This window comes from Parasphingorhabdus cellanae (genome assembly GCF_017498565.1).
GTDB lineage: Bacteria > Pseudomonadota > Alphaproteobacteria > Sphingomonadales > Sphingomonadaceae > Parasphingorhabdus > Parasphingorhabdus cellanae.
This window is the reverse complement of record NZ_CP071794.1, coordinates 2,852,005-2,873,410: the sequence shown is the minus strand read 5'-3', so window position 1 is coordinate 2,873,410 and position 21,406 is coordinate 2,852,005. Positions and strand designations below refer to the sequence as shown.

The 21,406-nt window shown below is 53.7% G+C and carries 22 protein-coding genes and 1 tRNA gene; 6 read left to right on the top strand and 17 right to left on the bottom strand.

The genetic code is table 11. The annotated features are described in order from the left end of the window. Positions 1-308: 308 nt before the first annotated feature. Positions 309-2,024 (top strand): solute:sodium symporter family transporter, encoded by a 1,716-nt coding sequence (locus J4G78_RS13845; RefSeq protein WP_207987113.1) that lies wholly within the window; start codon positions 309-311, stop codon positions 2,022-2,024. Here the strand turns inward: J4G78_RS13845 and J4G78_RS13840 are convergent. The 6 genes from J4G78_RS13840 to J4G78_RS13815 all read right to left on the bottom strand — a co-directional run bounded on the left by J4G78_RS13840 (position 2,017) and on the right by J4G78_RS13815 (position 8,521). Further along, positions 2,017-2,952, bottom strand: coding sequence for a TauD/TfdA family dioxygenase (locus J4G78_RS13840; protein WP_207987112.1), 936 nt, complete (start codon positions 2,950-2,952; stop codon positions 2,017-2,019). The genes J4G78_RS13845 and J4G78_RS13840 overlap by 8 nt on opposite strands. Before the next feature lie 60 nt (positions 2,953-3,012). Further along, positions 3,013-4,092: a Gfo/Idh/MocA family protein gene (locus J4G78_RS13835; RefSeq protein WP_243457102.1), complete on the bottom strand. Its 1,080-nt coding sequence runs from the start codon at positions 4,090-4,092 to the stop codon at positions 3,013-3,015. Between the two features lie 132 nt (positions 4,093-4,224). Next, positions 4,225-5,646 carry an efflux transporter outer membrane subunit gene (locus J4G78_RS13830; protein ID WP_207987111.1) on the bottom strand — a complete coding sequence of 474 codons (1,422 nt, stop codon included), beginning with the start codon at positions 5,644-5,646 and terminating at the stop codon, positions 4,225-4,227. Further along, a complete protein-coding gene (locus J4G78_RS13825) occupies positions 5,643-6,671 on the bottom strand; it encodes an efflux RND transporter periplasmic adaptor subunit (protein WP_207987110.1) in 1,029 nt (342 codons plus the stop codon). The genes J4G78_RS13830 and J4G78_RS13825 overlap by 4 nt, the downstream gene beginning before the upstream one ends. Positions 6,672-6,698: 27 nt before the next feature. After that, positions 6,699-7,406 (bottom strand): ABC transporter ATP-binding protein, encoded by a 708-nt coding sequence (locus J4G78_RS13820; protein WP_207987109.1) that lies wholly within the window; start codon positions 7,404-7,406, stop codon positions 6,699-6,701. Continuing rightward, on the bottom strand, positions 7,403-8,521 hold the full coding sequence (locus tag J4G78_RS13815) for an ABC transporter permease (protein ID WP_243457101.1): 1,119 nt from the start codon (positions 8,519-8,521) through the stop codon (positions 7,403-7,405). The genes J4G78_RS13820 and J4G78_RS13815 overlap by 4 nt, the downstream gene beginning before the upstream one ends. Positions 8,522-8,632: 111 nt before the next feature. Here J4G78_RS13815 and J4G78_RS13810 point away from each other — a divergent pair, with 111 nt between their 5' ends. Further along, positions 8,633-9,325, top strand: coding sequence for a TetR/AcrR family transcriptional regulator (locus J4G78_RS13810; RefSeq protein WP_243457100.1), 693 nt, complete (start codon positions 8,633-8,635; stop codon positions 9,323-9,325). A 12-nt stretch (positions 9,326-9,337) separates the two neighbouring features. Here the strand turns inward: J4G78_RS13810 and J4G78_RS13805 are convergent. The 3 genes from J4G78_RS13805 to nth form a co-directional block, all read right to left on the bottom strand. Further along, positions 9,338-9,414: transfer RNA gene (locus J4G78_RS13805), tRNA-Arg, on the bottom strand. A 96-nt stretch (positions 9,415-9,510) separates the two neighbouring features. After that, positions 9,511-9,921 (bottom strand): hypothetical protein, encoded by a 411-nt coding sequence (locus J4G78_RS13800; protein WP_207987107.1) that lies wholly within the window; start codon positions 9,919-9,921, stop codon positions 9,511-9,513. A 97-nt stretch (positions 9,922-10,018) separates the two neighbouring features. Further along, positions 10,019-10,669, bottom strand: coding sequence for an endonuclease III (gene nth, locus J4G78_RS13795; RefSeq protein WP_207987106.1), 651 nt, complete (start codon positions 10,667-10,669; stop codon positions 10,019-10,021). A gap of 319 nt (positions 10,670-10,988) precedes the next feature. On the opposite strand from nth, the gene J4G78_RS13790 reads away from it, so the two are divergent. Next, a complete protein-coding gene (locus J4G78_RS13790) occupies positions 10,989-12,584 on the top strand; it encodes an ABC-F family ATP-binding cassette domain-containing protein (protein WP_207987105.1) in 1,596 nt (531 codons plus the stop codon). Between the two features lie 147 nt (positions 12,585-12,731). On the opposite strand, the gene dapB is transcribed toward J4G78_RS13790, so the two are convergent. Continuing rightward, positions 12,732-13,466, bottom strand: coding sequence for a 4-hydroxy-tetrahydrodipicolinate reductase (gene dapB, locus J4G78_RS13785; RefSeq protein WP_207987104.1), 735 nt, complete (start codon positions 13,464-13,466; stop codon positions 12,732-12,734). 52 nt (positions 13,467-13,518) lie between these two features. On the opposite strand from dapB, the gene J4G78_RS13780 reads away from it, so the two are divergent. After that, positions 13,519-14,223, top strand: a complete 705-nt coding sequence (locus J4G78_RS13780; protein ID WP_207987103.1) for an NAD-dependent deacylase — start codon at positions 13,519-13,521, stop codon at positions 14,221-14,223. After that, a complete protein-coding gene (locus tag J4G78_RS13775; RefSeq protein WP_207987102.1) occupies positions 14,216-14,563 on the top strand; it encodes a GFA family protein in 348 nt (115 codons plus the stop codon). The genes J4G78_RS13780 and J4G78_RS13775 overlap by 8 nt, the downstream gene beginning before the upstream one ends. Here the strand turns inward: J4G78_RS13775 and J4G78_RS13770 are convergent. The 7 genes from J4G78_RS13770 to J4G78_RS13740 are packed head-to-tail and all read right to left on the bottom strand — an operon-like array spanning position 14,560 to position 20,363. Further along, on the bottom strand, positions 14,560-15,342 hold the full coding sequence (locus tag J4G78_RS13770) for a HesA/MoeB/ThiF family protein (RefSeq protein ID WP_207987101.1): 783 nt from the start codon (positions 15,340-15,342) through the stop codon (positions 14,560-14,562). The genes J4G78_RS13775 and J4G78_RS13770 overlap by 4 nt on opposite strands. Continuing rightward, positions 15,339-15,743 carry a hypothetical protein gene (locus tag J4G78_RS13765; protein WP_207987100.1) on the bottom strand — a complete coding sequence of 135 codons (405 nt, stop codon included), beginning with the start codon at positions 15,741-15,743 and terminating at the stop codon, positions 15,339-15,341. The genes J4G78_RS13770 and J4G78_RS13765 overlap by 4 nt, the downstream gene beginning before the upstream one ends. A gap of 35 nt (positions 15,744-15,778) precedes the next feature. After that, a complete protein-coding gene (gene dut, locus J4G78_RS13760) occupies positions 15,779-16,225 on the bottom strand; it encodes a dUTP diphosphatase (protein ID WP_207987099.1) in 447 nt (148 codons plus the stop codon). 6 nt (positions 16,226-16,231) lie between these two features. Further along, positions 16,232-17,503 (bottom strand): bifunctional phosphopantothenoylcysteine decarboxylase/phosphopantothenate synthase, encoded by a 1,272-nt coding sequence (locus J4G78_RS13755; protein ID WP_207987098.1) that lies wholly within the window; start codon positions 17,501-17,503, stop codon positions 16,232-16,234. A 37-nt stretch (positions 17,504-17,540) separates the two neighbouring features. Further along, a complete protein-coding gene (locus J4G78_RS13750) occupies positions 17,541-18,038 on the bottom strand; it encodes a hypothetical protein (RefSeq protein WP_207987097.1) in 498 nt (165 codons plus the stop codon). Between the two features lie 20 nt (positions 18,039-18,058). Next, positions 18,059-19,612, bottom strand: coding sequence for a 2-polyprenylphenol 6-hydroxylase (gene ubiB, locus J4G78_RS13745; protein WP_207987096.1), 1,554 nt, complete (start codon positions 19,610-19,612; stop codon positions 18,059-18,061). Positions 19,613-19,625: 13 nt separating this feature from the next. Next, positions 19,626-20,363: a class I SAM-dependent methyltransferase gene (locus tag J4G78_RS13740; RefSeq protein ID WP_207987095.1), complete on the bottom strand. Its 738-nt coding sequence runs from the start codon at positions 20,361-20,363 to the stop codon at positions 19,626-19,628. A gap of 161 nt (positions 20,364-20,524) precedes the next feature. Here J4G78_RS13740 and mutM point away from each other — a divergent pair, with 161 nt between their 5' ends. Then, a complete protein-coding gene (gene mutM, locus J4G78_RS13735) occupies positions 20,525-21,337 on the top strand; it encodes a bifunctional DNA-formamidopyrimidine glycosylase/DNA-(apurinic or apyrimidinic site) lyase (RefSeq protein WP_207987094.1) in 813 nt (270 codons plus the stop codon). Positions 21,338-21,406 lie beyond the last annotated feature (69 nt).

Sequence of the window (21,406 nt, the reverse complement as noted above, 5' to 3'; positions counted from 1 at the left end):
AAAAGCCTATAGCCCCCAATTGTGAATAATATTTGTGAGTAACGCGCTCAAGTTCCGCACGACAATCGGAAAGACAAATTCGGTCAATGGATAGAAATGACGTAGCAAGACAGATGTGAACCTCTGGCCTCCGCATTCTAGCGAGTTCAATAATTGGGAATGTCTGCAAAACAAATCTTGGTATTTTGTCTGGATTGCACTGCATTATCGGCTTTTACGACCGCTGATCGGAATATATTTATCCGTTTGCTTTAAGCCTTTCAGAATTATACGCTATTATTTGAAAACTGCGGCTTGGAGCCATTTCATTGATAACAGACAACCTCTTTCTTACAATTGCTAGCTGCGTTTTCTTCATGGGGCTCGTCGCCTGGATTTCATGGCGCAAAACGCGTGGCGGCGTTGACAGCAAAGACGGGTATTTCCTAGCCGGTCGCGGATTGAGCAGCGTCTTTATCGCCGGTTCGTTACTGCTGACCAATTTATCGGCCGAGCAGTTAATCGGTCTCAATGGCTCTGCTTATGGCTATAATCTCAGCAGTATGGCGTGGGAAGTTACGGCCGCCGTCGCGACTATCGCAATGGCCCTTATTTTCCTGCCGCGTTATCTCGCCGGGGCGTTCACTACCTTGCCCCAGTTTCTCAACGACCGCTTTGATGCTGATGTCCGGCGGATGTCAGTTATTCTGTTCATGCTCGGCTATGGCTTGGTAACGATCCCTTCGGTGCTATATTCTGGTTCGATAGCCGTTATACAGCTCTTCGACGTACCGGAATTGCTAGGTCTTGGCTATTTTGAGGCGCTGGTGACGACCGTTATAGCTATTGGGGTAATCGGTTCAATTTACGCAATATTCGGGGGCCTGAAGGCGGTCGCGGTTTCCGATACTATTAATGGCATCGGTCTGTTGCTCATCGGGATTTTAGTGCCTGTGCTTGGCCTGATCGCGCTCGGCGAAGGAAGCTTTGGCGGAGGCCTGACCAAACTGCTTAGCGACCATCCTGACAAGCTTAATGCAATTGGAAAAGCCGATGATCCGACACCTTTTGGCACCCTGTTCACCGGCATGTTATTTGCCAACCTGTTCTACTGGTGCACTAATCAATATGTGATTCAACGGACATTGGGCGCAGCATCACTCGCCGAGGGGCAGAAAGGTGTGCTTTTCTCTGGCTTCTTCAAGGTACTTGTCCCCTTCATGATGATGATCCCGGGAGTGATTGCCTTTCATCTCTACGGTCCGGGTTTAGGCTCGATTGATCAGGCTTATCCGCGGCTCATCAAGGATGTCATGCCCGTCTATCTTGCCGGCTTCTTCCTGGCCGTTTTGCTGGGTGCCGTGTTCAGTTCGTTCAACTCCCTGCTCAACAGCGCTGCGACTTTATTCTGTCTGGACGTCTACGAACCGTGGAGAAAGGGCAAGGCGAGCGATAGGGAATTGGTCCGGATCGCGAAAGTCGCCAGCATTGTGATTGCGCTTTTCTCGTTTGTCGTCGCGCCTTTGCTCTATTTCGCCGAGCAAGGGTTGTGGCAGATAATTCGGATTTTTACTGGTTTCTATAATATCCCGACCGTTGTGATCGTGATTGTCGGCCTGTTCACAAAACGCGTGCCGGCGTTGGGGGCAAAGATTGTGATTGTCTTTCACGTCATGGCATATGCGCTACTGCGATTTGTTTTTGACGAACAGATCACGCTGCATTTCCTGCACCAATATGCAATTTTGTTCGTTATCGAAGTGGTTATCATGCTGGCCTTGGGGTATTTTCGGCCTCGGGGAACCGCCTGGAAATTCGTTGCCATTGCACAAGTCGATCTCACACCATGGCGCTTTGCCAAACCTTTGGCCGCGACGTTGTTTTCCTGTGTGGTTGGTCTTTATTTGCTGTTTTCGTCCATCGGATTGGCTTCAGGCAAGGGCATGAGCAGCCTTTTTTATACGCTTATGGTTTCGATAATATTGGTTAATAGTATCTATTGGGCCTGGGCTGCGAGAGCTGGGCGCCAAATAGCAGCTATTTGATTAAGGACGCGAGTACCTTGCGCGTACCCTTAAACGGTCTACGGCCATGCATGACCAGAAAATTATCGATCAGGGCAACATCTCCTGACTGCCATTCCAAGTCAAAACTAAGCGTATCCGCCAGATCAATCGGGACCCGCATCTGATCCGCGTCAATGGAGCTACCATCGCCGAAACAAATTGATTTGCTTGGATCATTACGCTGGTCGGCCCAGCCGCGATAGGCTGCAATTAGTTGATTGAAAAAAGTTCGCCGTCCATCAGAAAGCGTCCGTACAGCGTCCAGTCGGGCAGATGTTACACGTAGTGCGTCATCATCCATCCATTGCCAATCATAGCTCAGGCTATGAAGCCGCTGCTCCGCCGACTCTATATCTTCAACACCCAAGGTGCTCCGCCAGCTACGGCCTTGACCGGACCGCGCATCATCTTGCGCCGGCATAGTGTGCGTATAACGCACACCTTTTGCGATAAAATCTTCCACGAGACCTTTGTTTTCAGCGTCCATTTTTTGCAGCAAAATATCGGATCGGCAAAGAGGAGTGGCACCGCCCTCGTCCGCCGCAATATTGCAATAGAAGAACAGCTTGGACGGATAGATTGGTGTTTGCGCCATTTCGTGATGCAGAAAAATACTGGTCTCGGGCGGCGCTTCATTGGCGGTGAATACGCGCTGCGTCAGGTTTATCCGGACAGCGTTAGACAGCGAATCCGCATAAGGGAAATTCTTTTCCCCATAAGCCTCGACTGCGAAATCAAAATCATCAATTGTCGGTACATGAAATCCGCGGAACAATATCGCACCGGCTTTCGCGAGATCTGCGTCTATCTGGGCTTTGGCATTTGCCAAATATTGCGAAAGATCATAAGTCGCATCCGCCTCGATGATCTTGGGAAATACAGTTTCCTGCCATTGCTGTTGCTTCATTTTAAGCCCCTTAGTCGTATATCGGACATCGCAAACCAAAGTCGATTTTGCGGACCGCTTTCATTTACTTTCGTTCGAATGGTTGGAAGACAAAACTACCGGTAATCCGGTATCTATAGACTGATGTGCCGCCGCACCAATCTCTACTGACCTCAGCCCATCCCATGTTGAAATCTCCGCATCACAGCCATCCATCAACGCTTGATGAAATTTGGTCAATTGGAAGAACGTTGCACCATGATGATCGCCGGCTTGCAAGGCGTCAGTCGGCGTTTCAACGCGCTCGACAAACGGCCCGCTCTTGTCACGCGGTGACCATGTCAGCTTTGCGGACGGGATACCGACCTGTATTTTGCCTTTGTCGCCAAGCGCATAAATTTCTTCTTGTTCTTCGGCTCCCTCGGCAAACATGCACAGGTCAAGAACAGCGCGGGTCCCTTTAGCAAAATCCAAAACCACATAAGCATTGTCGAGAATGTCGGGCTGCCGGCCATTATAACGTTCATCCAGATGGTTTACATCTTGACCGCCAGAGGCATATATCCGCACGGGTTCGTCACGCAAAATATGCCGCATCAAATCGAAAAAATGACAGCATTTCTCAACCAGCGTCCCGCCAGTATTCTCACTGAACCGGTTCCAATCTCCAACCTTCTCAAGAAAGGGAAAACGATGCTCCCTTATCGACAGCATTTTTACCGGACCGGTTATGCCGCTGTGCACGCTTTCGATAAATTTGGTGACCGGCGGCATATAACGATATTCCAAGCCTATCCATAGCAAATGGGGATATGTTTTCGCTACATCATGTAAGGCCTGCGCATCCTCAACAGTTGTACACATCGGCTTTTCGAGCAAGATTGCCGCAGGGCGCTGCATCACTTCTCGCATAATCGAAAAATGCGTGTGGTTTGGCGCCGCTATGATAACCGCATCAAGCGCGGCTTGCGCCATCATATCAGTCAAGCTGTTATAGGTTGCTGGATTGAAATCATGGGCTTTGGCATGTGCCAATGATTGCTCTAACGAACCAGAATTGGGATCAGCCAAGGCAACCAATTCGGCACCGTTTACCAGCGCTATATTGCTGATGTGCTCCCGCCCCATCATACCTGCGCCGATAATCCCGTACCGTTTCATTCTATCAATTGTCTTTCAGAGCGATATTCAAGCTATGTGCTACTCCCTGATAGTATCCACAAGCAAAATGCAATCTTCAAAACCGATATCGGCTTTTTCATTCAAAGCAGATACTATGCCAAGGGATACAGATTAACTGCCGCCCAAGGCCTGCCACAAGGCGACCCGGGCTCTTAAAGCGCGGCCTTTTGTGATAGCGCCTTGTGTCCGCGTATTATTGAGAACGCGGCGAGCGTTGAGGACGTCGCGAAAGTCACTCAAGCCGTTACGGTAGCGAATGCCGAGCAGATATTCAGCGTCTTTTTCAAGCCTTTCCTGTGCGGTCAGAGAGGTGACCTCCGCATCAATAGAGGCCACTTGACCATAAGCCGTCTCGGCTTCGCCCAAGGCAGTGAAGACGGTGCCGCGATAGATTGCAAAGGCTTCGCGTGCATTGGCTTTGCTTTGGTCAATCTGGGCATCCACGCGGCCAAAATCCAACAATGGCCCGGCTATCCCGGCGCCAAGACTGCCGACAACAGAATCATTGCTGAACAAGTCGCCTAGTGCAAAACTAAGCAAACCGATTGCTCCTGACAGGGTCAATTTGGGGAAGCGCTGTGCCGCTGCAGCTGCAATGTCTGCATCGGCGGCGGCCAGTCTCGCCTCAGCTGCGGCGATATCGGGTCGCGCGCGCAGCATTTCAGATGGCGTGTCGAGCGGCGGCTGAGGCGCATCGGTTTCGGCCGCTTCGCTTTTCAGGCTTTGTAATATGGTTGCCGTATCCTGACCGGTCAGCGTAACCAGTGCCCCTACAATGACCGCCCGTTCGCCCGGCAATGCCGCCAATCGCGATCGGGCATCGGCGATCAGGCTTTGGGCCTGCACGGCATCAAGGCCCGGTGCGATACCGGCTTTTGCGCGGATATCGGTCAAGCGCATCAAATTTTCAGCCGCAGTCAGATCTTCTTCAAGAACAGTCGCGCGGGCCTGCAAGGTACGCCAATCGACAATATTCGCGGCAACTGCAGATATGAGCCCCAGTCGCACAGCGGCGGCGTCAGCGGTCGCCGCATCAATCCGAACATTGGCGGCCCGCGCACTGGCTCGCAAACCACCAAAAATATCGGCATCCCAATTGGCGGTAATATTCCCGCCATAGCTGGTTTGATTGCGATCAATACTGATACCTGGCGGCAAATTGTCGCCAAAATTATTGGGGTTGATCCGGGATCGGGTAACGCTGGCATCGATATCCACTGCGGGCAATCGATTGGCCTGTGCCCCGTCCGCCATCGCCCGCGCCGCATCAATACGCGCCAGAGCGGCGGCCAATGTCGGCGCGCTATCTTCAACAGCGGCGCGCAATGCCGTGAACGCGGGATCATCGATAGGCAAAAGATGTTCAAGCGTTTTGCGATCTTGGGACGCGACATCGGATGCGAGGGCAAATGTACCAGGAGCAATAACGCGCACGGGATCAAGCGCCGGATCTGGCTTTGCTCCCAATGTGGAACAGCCTGCCGTGATAAGAGACGCAGTCAAAACAAGAGCGATCCTGACAGACTGGGTCATTTGGTTTCACCGGCTTTTTTTACGTTATTCTGGGCACCATTTTTTGCCCGAACAAAAGCATCGACCTGCTGGCCGACAAAAAATCCCTGATCTGTGGGTATTTGATAGATGAGCTGTAGCACTCTTACATCAACCCGTTCTGTGGCGGAGTTGGTCAGCGATGTTTTTGGTGTGACCAAAGGTTCAGCCCGGACAAACTGTGCCTTGACGCGCTCGCTGGCTTGTCCGCGCGGACTGACCACTGCTTCCTTGCCCATCGCAACTCGGCCAATTTCATTCTCGTCAATATCAATCCGGACATGCAGCGGCGTGGTATTGCCAATTTCCATATAGGGGTCTCCACCGCCGCCTTGGGGTCCGCCGGGATTGGCATATTCTCCGGGGCGAATGTTGACCGACAATATTTCGGCCGCAATTGGCGCTCTTACCGTCAGCCGTCCGAGGTCGGTTGAGGCGCGAGCGCGGGCAGCCTCGGCACTGCGTATGTCGGCCTCGGCCTGTCGTAACTGGGCTTGTGCCGTGCGAACAGCGCCGCTGCGGTCAATAACTTCCTGACGCGATACAGCCCGCGGATCTTCGATACCATTGTAGAGAGATGATTGCTGCTGCGCCGTCGCCAATAGCGCCCGTGCGGTTTCACGGGCCGCGCGCGCCCTTGCTATCGCTGCGCTGGCTTCACTGATTTGGGAGCGGATGGCGCGGTCATCAACGAGGAACAACGGCTGCCCCTCGGTGACCTGATCACCGGGAGACACATAGACCTTGGTCACAATACCGGCAAGGCTGGTGCCGATATTGATTACTTCACTGGACGGCTCAACCACGCCGGCCCCGGCGACGCTCGGCTGATTGCCAAAAGCTGCTGTGGCTTTGGGCGGATTGATCGCTGGTTGTTCTTCGCTGCGGTCCGGTTGGCCACTGAGGACAATGATGACAGCAACGATAATCGCAACTATCGCCAAGACAGGCAAAATCGTGCGCACAAAACTGACTTCTTTAAGCCGGTTAAAAAATGTCTCTAACATTTTGTCATCCTTTGTATACGTCCCCGATCAGTGATCGGGCATCTCTTTGCCATCATGGGTGATCCGGCCGTCTTCCATCACCAATATGCGGTCCGCCAGATCGAAAATGCGGTTGTCATGGGTCACAATGATTACCGTGCGTTCCGGCGCGAGCGCGACTTCCCGCAACAAGTCCATCACCCGCCGCCCAGATTTTGCATCCAGTGCCGCTGTTGGTTCGTCGCACACCACCAATCGTGGCTCGTGAACCAAGGCCCGCGCAATCGCGACTCTTTGCTGCTGCCCGCCGGATAATTGCCGCGGCAACTTGTCGGCCTGATCGGCAATATTCAGCTTTTCGAGCATCGCTCGTCCATGCTCCACCGCTTCGTCGCGTTTCATCCCGGCTGCTACCAACGGCACCGAGGCGTTCTCCGCCGCCGTCAAGGTCGGGATCAAATTATATTGCTGGAAAATGAAGCCGATATTCGAAAGCCGAAACCGAACCAGATCATTGTCGGACAGGCCGTAAATATCCTGCCCAAATACCGATACCGAACCATCGGTTGGATAGAGTATTCCGGCGATGATCGAGATCATAGTGGTTTTGCCGGAACCGGATTCGCCCACCAGATAGGTCAGCTCGCCTGAACGAATCTCAGCATCAATACCATGCAACACCCGGATCATCTGGCTACCAGCGCTGAATTCCTTGACGATACCATTAATGGTAATTGCGGTGCGTGTCTCGCTCATCTGAACACCTCAGCCGGTTCCGTTTTCAGCACACTGCGCAAAGCGAGCCACCCGGTGATCAAGATCATCGCCAGTACAACAAAAGCCGTGAGTACCGGGATTTCCCATGGTGTATAAAACCCTTTGAAATCGGGACTGTTGGCGGCACCTGATGCGATGAAAATAGCGGCCAGCAATATACCAATCCCATAGCCGACCAGACCGACCAGTAACGCCTGCGCAGCAACCATCATGCGGATTTTGTTGTTGGTAACACCGATCGCTTTCAGCGCACCAAATTGCTTGATATTGTCTCGAATGAACAGGCTGAATGTCAGACCGACGATCGCGACTCCCACAATGAATCCGAGCGCAACCGTGATACCAAAGTTCACTGGAATACCGGTATTTTCGATAATGAAATCAACGCCATCCCTTGCGAATTCTTCACGGGTTCGCGCTTTCAGTCCGGTGGCCTCCGTAATCCGGGCCGTGACTTGTTTGGCGGTCAGCCCATCTGAAGCATTGGCCAAAACGAAAGACATGCGGTTGCGAGTCCCGGGTACAAAAGCCAAGGCGTTGGAATAGCGAGTGTAAAGGATGACCTGGCTGGTAAAACTAGGATCGACGTCAACAATGCCGCGAATAACCGCGCGCCGGTCGTTCAATTCAAGCCGTACCCCAATGGGATCAAAACCTTCGGGGAATAGTTTCGCGGCACCGACGCTGTCGATAATTACGGCGTCCGGCTCATAAAGCGCATCTCGGCTGCCTTTTAGGAATTTTTTGGGCAGTCCGATAAGCGTTGCATCGTCGACACCAACGACGGTCACGCCCTCTAAATCCCCCTCCGGCGTCCGGACAGTCGCGCCGGATCGCAGCAGCGGCGACGCCCATTCGACGCCATTGACAGATCGCACCTTGTCCAGGGCTGTCGGTGGCATTGGCAAAGCGACATCTGGAGTACGGCTTACCGGATCCATGACCCAGATATTAGCGGTCGGAATATTATATACTGCGGTTGCTCCGCGTTCGATCAGATTAATAAAAATGGTCAGTTGTTGTGAAATAAGCAATGTTGAGAACGCCACGCCGAATAACAGGCCAAAAAATTTCTGGCGATCTCCTGTCAACATTCTGATCGCGATCCACGTCATGAGACTCGGCCTTTGCTGATTTGGGTTGAACTAGGGGATAGTAAGAGACATAATGAACGTCAACGTTTTATTATACGGAACCGTTCATTAATGTCAGATAAGACATCAGCGACCAACAAACCGGCCACAACGAATAAGGTTATGGGCCGTCCGGTCGATACGACAAAAAGCGCAATGATATTGGACGCCGCGCGCCATGAATTCTTCAACATAGGCTTTGCGCAATCGAGCATTGAGTCCATTGCTGCACGGGCGGGCGTTTCCAAGGTAACCGTTTATAACCGCTTTAAAACAAAGGAAAACCTCTTTACCGAGGCCGTTGGAAACGAATGTGCAGTTATGCGTCAGGCCTTATCCGCTGAAGCGACCTCTGGCGGAAATATAAGAGAAAGGCTGGTCCATTTCGGCATGGAAATGGTAGCATTTCTCTGGCGTGACGAGATGGTCCGATTTGAACGTCATCTGGCCGTGGAGGTGGAGCATAATCCCGAAATCGGACTGCTATTCCTCGAAGCCGGGCCGCGGCGGCTGCACCAAGCCTTGTCGCATTTACTGGACCAAGCCGTCCTGGCCGGCGAGCTACAAATTGATGATACGGAACAGGCAGCAGAACATCTATCAGGCATGATAAAAGGAATGGCGGATCTCGAGCGCCGCTTTGGAGCCAATATCTCACAAGCAAAAATACCAGACCCGAAAGCGAAGAAACGCGTCAACAGCGCAGTGGATCTTTTCCTAAAAAGCTATGGTAACGAGAATACCAAGCTCGCCAAATCTTCTTGATAGTTGAGAAACTGGCGCACCCGAGAGGATTCGAACCTCTGGCCTCTGCCTTCGGAGGGCAGCGCTCTATCCAGCTGAGCTACGGGTGCTTGGCGCTTTGATAGCGAACAAGCGCTTAGCAGCGGGTGTGCTGCTTTGCCAATCACTAATTTGCCAATTATCGGTTAGAAAAACCCGGCGCCAATTTAGCCTTCGCTCTTTTCCCGTTTTGTCTTGGTGATTTTCTGAAATTTTCCCAGTCCGCACGCGCCGCGGGTATCGAGACGACCAGCGGTGTTGTCCAACACTCTTATGATATCGACACTGCATAGCCGATTGGTGGATGTGCGATAGGAAAATGCTTCTTCAAAGCCAAGGCCGCTGCACTTATTGGGCAGTTTATTGCGATAAACATCGCCGTTGCGCATTTTGAAATCGATAGTCTGATCATCAATCACATCGGTCGAACGGATTTGAAATCGCGTTACGCAGCTTTTCGGTTCGCCGACCTTTTCGATGACATATTTATCATCTTTTGAGCGCTTTTCGCCGGCATAGGCCGCACCAGCGGCGACAGTCAGACAAGAGCCGATCAGGATGGGGGTTAAAAGTTTCATAAGGTCTTTCCTTGCTTTCAATGACGAACCCTCACTCCCATAAAAATAGGTGAGACGTTCTTTCTGAAAGCTGAACAGCCCAAGGGGCGGCCGCTATTCAGTCCGCAGACGCAGGTGCGGGTGTCTTCTTTTTGAACCGGCAAAGGTCGGCGACCGGACAGCGCCAGCATTCCGGCTTGCGCGCCTTGCAGATATAGCGGCCGTGCAGAATCAGCCAGTGATGGGCATGGACGCGGAACGGACTCGGAGTCTGTTTTTCCAGTTTTTTCTCGACCGCCAATACGGTTTTACCGGGCGCCAGTCCGGTGCGGTTGCCAACCCGGAAAATATGGGTGTCGACGGCAAATGTCTCCGCGCCAAAGGCGCAGTTCATCACCACATTCGCGGTCTTGCGGCCCACACCGGGCAGCTTGGTCAGCTCATCGCGGTTTGCCGGAACCTCTCCGCCATAGTCGGCGATCAACAGCTCGGACAGCGCGATCACGTTCTTGGCCTTGTTGTTATAAAGCCCGATGGTCTTGATATGCTCTTTCAGGCCATCGAGTCCGAGATCGACCATTTGCTGCGGCGTCTTCACCTGTTCGAACAGCAAGCGTGTCGCCTTGTTCACGCCGATATCGGTGGATTGCGCGGACAGAGCCACCGCGACGACCAGCTGATAGACATTGCCGTAGTTCAGCTCTGTCTCCGGTGCAGGATTGTCGGCGGCCAGCCGCGCATAAAATTCGAAGATATCGTCCTTTTTCATAAGCGCTTCATGGCGGCCTGGCGGCGAAAATACAATTGTGATTGCTGCTCCAAACAAACTGATGGCTATATTCACAGGAAAGCCGCTTGGACTTTATCCTGAACACGGAGGCTGTTCTTGACTTTGGTAAACGGAACTATGAGGTGGATTTGCGACTGTCCGCTCATGGGCTTGGTATTGTCTGGCTTCAAGAAGCCTGCGCTATTTGGTTGAATATCAGTTATCGCAAGCCTATTCTATAAAGCTAATCAAAAGGATTTTATCATGAACAACTCTGTTTTGGATCGCCTGCCTCATTTCCAAACTATCGAGTTGTTTTATGTCTGCCTTTCTCACATTCGATCATCTATCGGTCGCCGCACCTGACGGCCGCCGTCTATTTTCCGATCTGACAATATCAGTCGGGCGCGAGCTCGTGGGGATTGTCGGGCGTAATGGCTCTGGCAAGTCAACCCTTCTCTCCGTTGCAAGCGGCGAGCGCGAACCCAGTTCCGGCACTATAAACCGATCATCGCACATCGCGATGCTGCGACAAATTCAACCCGATGACAGCAGCATTGCCGAGGCATTGGGTGTCGCAAGCGACCTAGACCGACTCCGCCGTCTCGAAATCGGGGAAGGCTCCGCCGAGGATGCTGGTCTCGCCGACTGGACACTGGAACAACGGATTGAGGATGTGTTCGATCGGGTAAAGCTACCTTCCATTAATACCCAGCGAAGCGTCGCCTCGCTCAGTGGGGGTGAGAGGACCAGGCTTGGCCTCGTTGCGATGCTTTTGACAAATCCAAATCTGCTTCTGATGGACGAACCGACCAACAATCTCGACGTACAAGGCAGAGAAGCTATTGCCGATCTGCTCGACGCCTGGCCCGGCGGCGCGCTGATCGCCAGCCATGACCGCGATCTGCTCGAACGAGTGGATCGGATCGTCCACCTTTCCCAAGTCGGTATATTTTCTGTGACCGGAGGATGGAGTGCATTTATCGCAGAACGCGACGCCTTGCGCGAGCGGCTCGAAACCGAACTTGCAAGTGCCGAGCATGATCTGAAACAGCAAAGAATTGCCGTTCAGCGCCAAGTAGAAAAGAAAGCCCGCCGCGATAAAGCGGGACGCGCGCGGCGCGCAAAAGGTATCGATTCAAAGCTGTTCTTGAACGCACAGGCAGAGAGAGCCGAGCACAGCGCAGCACGTGATTCACATCTCGCTGATCGATTGATCGGCGACGTCCGCAACGCTGTCGATGAAGCGCGGCGACAGGTCGAGATCGTCACACCGCTGACAATCGATCTGCCACAACCTGATCTGCCAGCAAATCGTACGCTCCTCAAATTCGACGAGGTAAGTTTTGAATGCGATGGCAAAATGCTGTTTGGTCCGCTATCTTTTTCCCTTACAGGTCCGATGCGCGTGGTGGTGAGCGGCCCTAATGGCAGCGGTAAAACCAGTTTACTGCGGTTGGCGATGGGACTTTCGGAGCCGAGCAGCGGTCATGTGAAGCGCATCAATAACGCGCTTGCAATGCTCGATCAGCATGTTGAACTTCTCGATCCCCGCCTCGATCTTGTCGCGAATATGCAGGCACGTCATGCCAAGATGACGAGAGGGCAGGCGCATGAAGTGCTTGCCCGCTTCGCGTTTCGTAACCAGGATGCCCTGCGTTCTGTATCAACCCTGAGCGGAGGTGAACGACTTCGCGCAGGACTGGCAATGATTACGGGTGGTCCATCCACGCCGCAGATGCTGGTTCTCGACGAACCGACGAACCATCTTGATGTCGAGTCAATCGAGATGCTGGAGCAATCGCTCTCATCCTACAAAGGCGCGCTCATGCTTGTGAGTCATGACCGGAAATTTCTCGACAACATTGGTTATGATGACGAAATTCATATCGCAGGATATTGCGAAAATGGATGACTGGTTTGAGGACAATCTGGAATCACCGTGTATGGCGACAATCAGGGGCGTCAGCCGAATGGCAATTACCACAACCATAACTTCCCTTCTGCGCCCAAAGCAGACTGAAGTTAAAAACCCAACACCCCGTCCATGCCGATAACGCCGTCAGTCGAGACCGAGCATATCAGTCATGTCATAGCGACCCGGTTGCTGCTGCGTAAGCCAGAGCGCGGCTTTCACTGCGCCGCGCGCAAAGATCATCCGGTTTTCGGCGCGGTGGCCCAGTTCAATGCGCTCCTCGTCGGTCGCCAAGATCACCTGATGATCGCCCGCTACCGATCCGCCGCGCAGCGCGGCAAAGCCGATTGCCCCCTTTTGCCGCGCGCCGGTCTGGCCATCACGCCCGCGTTCACTATGGTCGTTCAGATTGATCCCGCGTCCTTTTGCTGCCGCTTCACCCAGCAGGATGGCTGTACCAGACGGCGCGTCAACTTTATGCCGGTGATGCATTTCGACAATCTCAATATCCCAGTCATCGCCGAGCCGGGACGCCGCTTGTTTCACCAAGGCCGCCAGCATATTCACGCCCAGTGAGGTGTTGCCGGTCTGCAGCACGGCAACGGTCTTTGCAGCGGCGTCAATCGACAGGTGATGCGCAGGTTCCAGACCGGTGGTACCAACCAGCATCGGCTTGCCAGCCTCTGCGCAAAGATCCAGGCGGTTACTCAGGCCGTCAGGTACCGAGAAGTCGACCAACACATCGCTTTGCGCGAGCAATGCGGCAAAATCGTCATCCTGATCGACGCCGCCGGCATGGCTCAGTTCTTCTTGCTCGCCAATGGCGTTCACAAGAGCATGGCCCATTCGGCCCTGGCTGCCAATAATCCCGATTGATGTCATAACTTTCCATCCTAGGCTTGCGTTATTTTGCAGAAGCTGCTGGCATAGCGTTATGCGCGAAATAAACAATATTGTCATTCTGACCGGTGCGGGGATTAGCGCCGAAAGCGGCGTTGCAACCTTTCGTGGACCCGATGGTCTGTGGGAGGGGCACCGGGTTGAAGATGTCGCGACGCCAGAGGCGTTTCAGCGCGACCCGGCACTGGTCCAGAAATTTTATGACGAGCGCCGCGCCAAGTTGCAGACGGTGCATCCCAATGCCGCGCATAAGGCGCTGGCGCGGCTGGACGCGGACTGGGGCGGCGATTTTCTGCTGGTGACGCAAAATGTCGATGACTTGCATGACCGGGCCGGATCAAAACGACTGCTGCATATGCATGGCGAGCTGTTAAGCGGGCTGTGTCTGGCTTGCGGCGAGCGTTCGGCCGTGCACAAGGATTTATCGAGCGGGCCGGCCTGTCCCCATTGTGATCAGGTCGCGCTGCGGCCCGATATCGTCTGGTTTGGCGAAATGCCCTATCAGATGGAGCGGATTGAACTGGCCTTGGCACAATGTGATTTGTTTGTTTCCATCGGGACATCTGGCGCGGTGTATCCGGCGGCCGGTTTTGTCCGATCCGCAGCTCATTATGGGGCGAGGACACTGGAGATGAATTTGGACCCGTCAGATGGCAGCCTGTATTTTGATGAAAGCCGGATGGGTAAGGCGGGGGATCTGGTGCCGGCTTGGGTGGAGGATATTCTGACCAATGGTTGAATTGAAAGGCCAGTGCCATTGCGGCGCGGTGCAGATCACCGTTCCGTCACCGCCGGAAGAAATCATCCAGTGCAATTGCTCTTTATGCCGAAAAAGTGGTTGGACAGGCAGCTTCTGGAATCCGGATGTGGTGGAGATCCAAGCCGAACCCGAAATACTGAATAGCTATGTCCAGGGCGACAAGATGATTACGCTTTGGAATTGCAAACGCTGCGGTTCGCATACCCATTGGACACCGCGCACCGCGCCGCCCGACCGGATGGGTGTGAACATCAAGATGTTTGATGCGGGTCATTGGCGGCACTTGCCCGTGCGGAAAGTGGATGGGGCCAACCTTTAGGCCTCTGCTGGCGCTCCGCAGCTTTTGCATTCCGGGTCTTTGGGTAGATTGATACTACGCATGGAGGGTTTCAAGCCGTCGAAAAGTTGTAACTTGCCAGCCGGATCATCGCCAAAGCCGGTGACAACCCGGATCGCTTCCGTGGCGGCAAAGCTACCCATAAGGCCTACCATCGCCCCAAGGACGCCAACTTCCGAACAATTGTCGCAATCATCTGGGTCAAGCGCATCGCCGACGAAACAGCGATAGCACGGCTTGTCCTTTTCCCAGCCGCGGAAGATGCCAAGCTGCCCCTGAAACTGACCAATAGCCGCCGATACCAGCGGGACTTTGTGGGCGATGGAATAGTCCGACACCAGAAGCCGGGTCTGATAATTATCGGAGCCGTCGATAATGACGTCAAACGAGCCAAAAAATGCTGCAGCATCCTCAGAAAAATGCTGCGCGGTAAGGCGCTGATTAAACACGTTTATTAAGACTTCTGGATTGATCCGTTGCGCGGCCCTTTTGGCAACTTCGACTTTCGGATGGCCTATATCGGCAGTAGTGAACAACACCTGCCTTTGCAGGTTGGATAAAGACACGACATCATCGTCAATAATCGTAAGCGCACCAATGCCAGCCGCAGCCAGATACTGGATTGCTGGGCAGCCTATGCCGCCAGCGCCGATGATCAGGATATGGGCGTCAATTATCTTCTTCTGACCAATACCGCCAATATCTCTCAGGACAATGTGACGGGCGTAACGGTCAAGCTGTTCGTCGGTTAAATCGCTCATTCAGGCCAGCGGAAATGCATCGCTGTTTTATACCAGGTAGTTTTGTTGTTGGTTGATATGGGACCAGCTTTTTTTCCATATTTGCTGAGATGATTGACCATATAGACTTCCAGTTCGCGGCAACCGCTCTCCACCGGAACCACTTTTACAAGCTCACCATCGGGCGCAACCAATATTGCGGCCTCAATGCGGGCATAGACCCATTGTTCGGCCGTCGGCAGTTTGCAATTGGCCTTTTTTGCAGCCCGTTCTGCGGCCATTTCATGGCGCTGTGCATAGTAAATAGGTTTACTGAATTGGGCCGTTTCAAGGGCAGAATAATCCGCTGGCATCGCAGAAATCGTGTCTGCACCCTGCGTTGTCGTGCTCGCAAGAGCCATAGCAAAAAGAAGGTCAATCATAGTTTATTCCTTTCCAAAAGCAGTTGGTCATCAATTTATACACCGGTGGAACCAAAACCACCAGTGCCGCGTGCAGTGTCATCAAGTATTTCGACTTCGACCAGATTGCCGCGCTGCACCGGCGCCACGACAATTTGGGCAATCCGATCACCACGTTCAATGATGAAGTCCTCATCGCCGAGGTTAGCGAGGATGACCTTTATCTCTCCGCGATAATCGCTGTCGATGGTTCCCGGCGTGTTGAGAACAGATATACCCTTTTTCAAAGCCAATCCGGAGCGCGGACGCACCTGCACCTCATAACTTTCCGGAATGGCGAATGCGAAACCGGTGCCAACCAGACCGCGCTTTCCAGGAGCGATAGAGGCTGCTTCAGCGGCGCGAACATCCATACCGGCAGAGCCGCTGGTCTCATAGCTAGGCAAAGGCAGATCACCCGCACCATCCAGCCGCTTCACGGCTATCTCAATTGGTTCAAACATAGTCTCTCAAATCTCTTCGATGATTTTTCTTAACAGCCGCCGCGCCACTTCTGGTTTGGGAAGGCGTTCCCAGATTTCTGTACCGTCCGCAGTGACAATATGCACGCTATTCTCCGCTCCGCCCATGACATCACCAGACACATCATTGGCGACGATCCAGTCACAAGCTTTCTTGACCAATTTCGCGCGAGCATGTTCCTCGATTTTCTCGGTTTCAGCGGCAAAGCCGATGAGCAGGCCGGGCCGTTTTTCGTGCTGGGCCAGGCCCGCCAAAATATCGGGGTTCTCGATCAGTTCGAGCGGCGCGAGGGCGTCTCCCTTCTGCTTCTTTATCTTCTGTTCCGCGCGAGAATCTGCTCGCCAGTCAGCGACGGCGGCAACCATGATCGCGATATCAGCGGGTAGCGCGCCGTGCACTGCCGCTTCCATTTCCAAGGCCGTCTCGACATCGACCCGCATCACACCCGCTGGGGTCGGCAGATGCACGGGCCCGGCGACCAAAGTGACTTGAGCGCCCGCTTCGGCGGCAGCAGCGGCGATCGCGAAACCCTGACGCCCGGACGACCGATTGGCGATATAGCGCACTGGGTCAATTGGCTCACGCGTTGGACCGGCGGTTATCAGGACATGTTTGCCATGGAGCGGGCGATGCTGGTCAGGCGCAAAGGCCGGTTGCCCTTCCAGGGGATTGGGGCCGAGTTCAGTTTCACCGGTCAAGGTTGATGATCCATCACCGCCACCCAAATGCCGCATAATCTCTGTCATCACCGCTGGCGGCTCAGGCAAGCGGCCCGGACCAAATTCACCGCATGCCATATCACCTTCATCGGGAGGCATTACGATCAGACCATCGACGCCCAATTGTTCGATGTTGCGCTGGGTCGCCGGATGATCCCACATGCGCACATTCATTGCTGGTACGGCCAATACTTGTGTGTCGGTCGCGAGTAACAGGGTCGTCGCCAGATCATCGGCAATACCGCCAGCCATTTTTGCAAGCAGATTGGCGGTCGCTGGACAAACCACCACCAAATCCGCCTCGCGGGACAATTGGATGTGCCCCATCTCGGTTTCGTCTTTTAGTGACCACAAAGTGGTGTGCACTTCATTTTCGGATAGCGCCGCCAAAGTCATCGGCGTGACAAATTGCCCGCCAGATTCAGTCAACACACAGCGCACTGTCATTCCGGCCTTCTTGATCAGGCGGATAAGTTCGGACGATTTATAGGCCGCAATGCCGCCGCCGATGATCAGCAGGATGTGTTTGGGTTCGGTCATAACTGCGGTTGTGGCCTGCTATATTCGGAGAGTCCAGTCACTGACCGGCAGATTGTTTCTGGAACGTTGTTTTGTTAAACTCCCGCCATCCGTCGTCGGTCAAAAGCCAGTCGGTCACTTGCAGTGCTCCATCGGGCAACAAAAGATATTCCGTTAGCCCCTGTTTGCTTCCGGCTTCGCCCCAGATTGTTCTCAGGCGATCAGCTCTTACCTTGCCGTTCAAAGGATGAAGGTCGCCGCTATTATCCGCCCAATAGCCGGTAACGTCGGGTTTATCCGCCACTCGGTAATGACCAATCCCGGAAAATCCCTCCTCGGGGTTGCCCCTGGTGGAAAAGCTGTAATCGATGCGATAAAATCGGTCACCCAGCGTCTTGGACCAGATCATCTTGGATTGCGCTTTTTCGTAAAAACTATTGCCCGTTGCAAGCCAAGTGCCTTCGAATTTTTCCAAGAGGAATTGCTCGTCCTGCGCCCTGGCCGGGTTAATGACCATAGAAACCGCAGCCAATAGCATCATCAATCGCAAGATCATTCTTCTGTCCCCACAATCCACTATCCCAACATCCATAGCGCACCTGCGCCAGCCGATGCTGCTATAACAGCTGTTAGCGCATAACGCCAAAATCCGCCGCCATTTCCCGCTTTACGGCGTTCCCAAAGCAAATCCACATCGGCCACGGGCGGTGGTGGCGGAGCGCCGCCTTGCCTCGGAAGTTGTTGGTCCAGCCGCCTGACGATGTCGGGCAGCATCAAAAGCGTGTCCATATCGGAATTAATCCGGTCGGCAATCGCGGCTTCAGGCCCGAGTTCGCCGCGGATCCAGTTTTTTACATAGGGGCCGCTGGCGTCCCACATGTTTATACCGGGATTAAGATCAGTCGCGATGCCTTCGACCATTACCATCGTTTTCTGGAGCAGCAGCAGATGCGGCTGGGTCTCCATGTCGAAATCACGGGTAATCGCAAACAGGCCGTCGAGCATGTCACCGACCGACAGCTCACTCACCGGCTTACCGCGCATGGGTTCACCAACGGCGCGCAAGGCCGTCGCAAATTCCTCCATGCTATGATGATCGGGCACATATTGTGCTTCGAAGTGAATTTCCGCTACGCGCTTATAATTACCGGTCGTCAGGCCATAGAGAATTTCGGCTAGCCAGAAACGGGCTTTCTTGTTGATCCGCCCCATGATGCCAAAGTCGATCGCGACAATCGTGCCATCGGCTTTCACGAACAAATTGCCCTGATGCATGTCGGCGTGAAAATAGCCTGCCTCAATCGCTTGCTTCAGGAACGTGTGGACCAGTCGATTGGCGATATCATTCAAATCATGGCCCGCGGCGATCAGATCATCGCGGCGCGAAATCTTGATGCCATCCACCCAATCAAGCGTCAGCACGCGGCCGGATGTTCGGTCCCAGTCAATGGCCGGCACTTCAAATTGCTCGACATTGGCCATATGTTCGGCAAGCTCGGAAGACGATGCCGCTTCCCGGCGCAAGTCGAGCTCGCGCATGGTCCACCGCCGGAAATTGGCTATGACCAATTGCGGCCGCAGCCGCTTCGCTTCGCCGCCCATAGCTTCGAGATGAGCTGCCGCCCATTCATAGGTTTCGATATCAGCGGTGAATTTTTTGATGATGCCAGGGCGTAGAACTTTGACCGCAACGTCTTTACCGTCAATCGTGGTCGCACGGTGGACCTGCGCAATCGACGCAGCGCCAACTGGCTCCGGGTCAATATGACTGTAAAGCGCATCAACCGGCTTACCGAGGCTCCCCTCAATTTCATCTTTTATGCTATCGAAAGACACGGGTGGCAGATTGTCCTGCAGCTGCAGGAGGTCGCGTGCGGCTTCTTCACCAATTATATCTGGCCTTGTCGCCAGTGTCTGGCCCAGTTTGATCGCAGCCGGACCGATTGCCTGCAGCGCGGCAGAATAATTGGGTGTCTTTGGCTGGATCGTACCCAGTCGGGCCAAGCGAAACAGGCGGCGCACCGGCGGCGGGGTCGTCTTGTGCTTCTCGATATCGCGCAAGGCACCATGTTTGGCGAGCGTGCGGCCCCATTTGAGCAAGCGAAAGATATGGGTTCTGGATGATGTCATGCTATGGAAATGCTCAGACTTTCCAACCGCTATGGATGGCAACGAGACCCCCCATCATTGGTTCGACCTTGGTCTGAGAAAAACCGGCATTTTCAATCATAGCGCGAAATGTCTCCATTGGCGGAAAGCGGTCAATGGACTCGGCCAGATAGCGATAGCTGTCTTCATCATTTGCAACCGCCTTGCCAATTTTGGGCAGTACTCGATGCGAGTAAAAATCATAAACCTTGTCAAAGCCAGGCCACAGCGTCTTGGAAAATTCCATGCAGTAAAACCGCCCGCCATAACGCAGGACCCGATGCGCTTCGGCTAGCGCTTGTTCAATATGGGTCACATTCCGGATGCCAAAGACAATGGTGTAGGCATCAAAATGGGCATCTGGGAAATTTAGGTCCTCGGCATTTTGTTCGCTCCAAACCAACCGGCCTTCGCCTTTTTTAATGGCGCGGTCCAGCCCCTCGGACAGCATGTCGGGGTTGATATCGGCAACCGTAATATTCGCACCGCTATCGACCATACGAAAGGCGATGTCACCCGTGCCGCCCGCCATATCGAGTATCTCTTCCCCTTCGCGCGGCTTGACCCGGCGCGCAAAACGATCTTTCCAGAGCCGATGTGTACCAGCGCTCATCGCATCGTTCATCACATCATATTTGCTCGCGACGTTGGAGAAGACCTGACCGACACGGCCAACCTTTTCATCTTCATCCACCTCTTCATAGCCGAAGGAGACTGTCTTGGTTTCGATCATAAAATGGTTGCTCACGTCTTTGGTATCGGACCCCAAGAATCGGATTGGCAGAATCTGTCCAGAGTCAATTTTCGAACACAGCTTTAGACGACGCTTGGCAGCACTGCAATCACCCTGTAGCTGCTGGATAGAGCAATAGCTTTGATAATCTAAGGGGCATGATGCCAGAACTACCAGAAGTGGAAACAACGGTTGCAGGTTTGCGACCTGTATTGGAGGGCAACAAACTGACCCTGGTCGAGCCGCGGCGCGCTGATCTACGCCGTCCGATCCCGTCTGACCTTCGCCAAAGAATGACTGGCGCACGAGTTACCGGGTTGTCGCGGCGCGCCAAATATGGCCTGATTGAAACCGATCGCGGCGATATCATGATCTTCCACCTTGGCATGTCGGGCCGCTGGCGGATTGACCCCGTAGAACTTGAAAAACATGATCATCTTGTGCTGGAAACTGAAGAAAACCGACGGCTCGTGCTGAATGATCCGCGCCGTTTCGGCTCGCTTGATTTGGTCCGGGCCGACGAAGTGGACATATTTGGACCTTTCGCAGCCATGGGACCAGAGCCATTAAGCGATGCGTTTAACGGCGCCTATCTGAAAGCGGTAACAAAGGATCGCAAGGCTCCGATCAAACAATTGCTGCTCGATCAGCGCAATGTCGCTGGTCTTGGCAATATCTACGTTTGCGAAGCGCTGCATATGGCCGGTATTTCGCCCAGCCGGATGGGAGGTGGTATTTCAAAGCCGCGTTACGACAAGCTGGTCACTGCGATCAAACATGTGCTCGAATCTGCAATAGCGGCGGGTGGTTCATCCTTGCGCGATTTCGTCCAGCCAGACGGTGAATTAGGCTATTTTTCGAAAGAATGGCTGGTCTATGGCCGCGAGGGCGAGGATTGCGCCTGCGGAGCTCCGGTACTGCGCAAAATCGATAGTGGGCGTTCCACCTTTTACTGCCGAAAATGCCAGAGCTGAAAGAGCTTGCGGCTTGTTTGACTAAGCTATTGACGGGAATCACCAAGAGAGCTAATGACCGCCGACTTG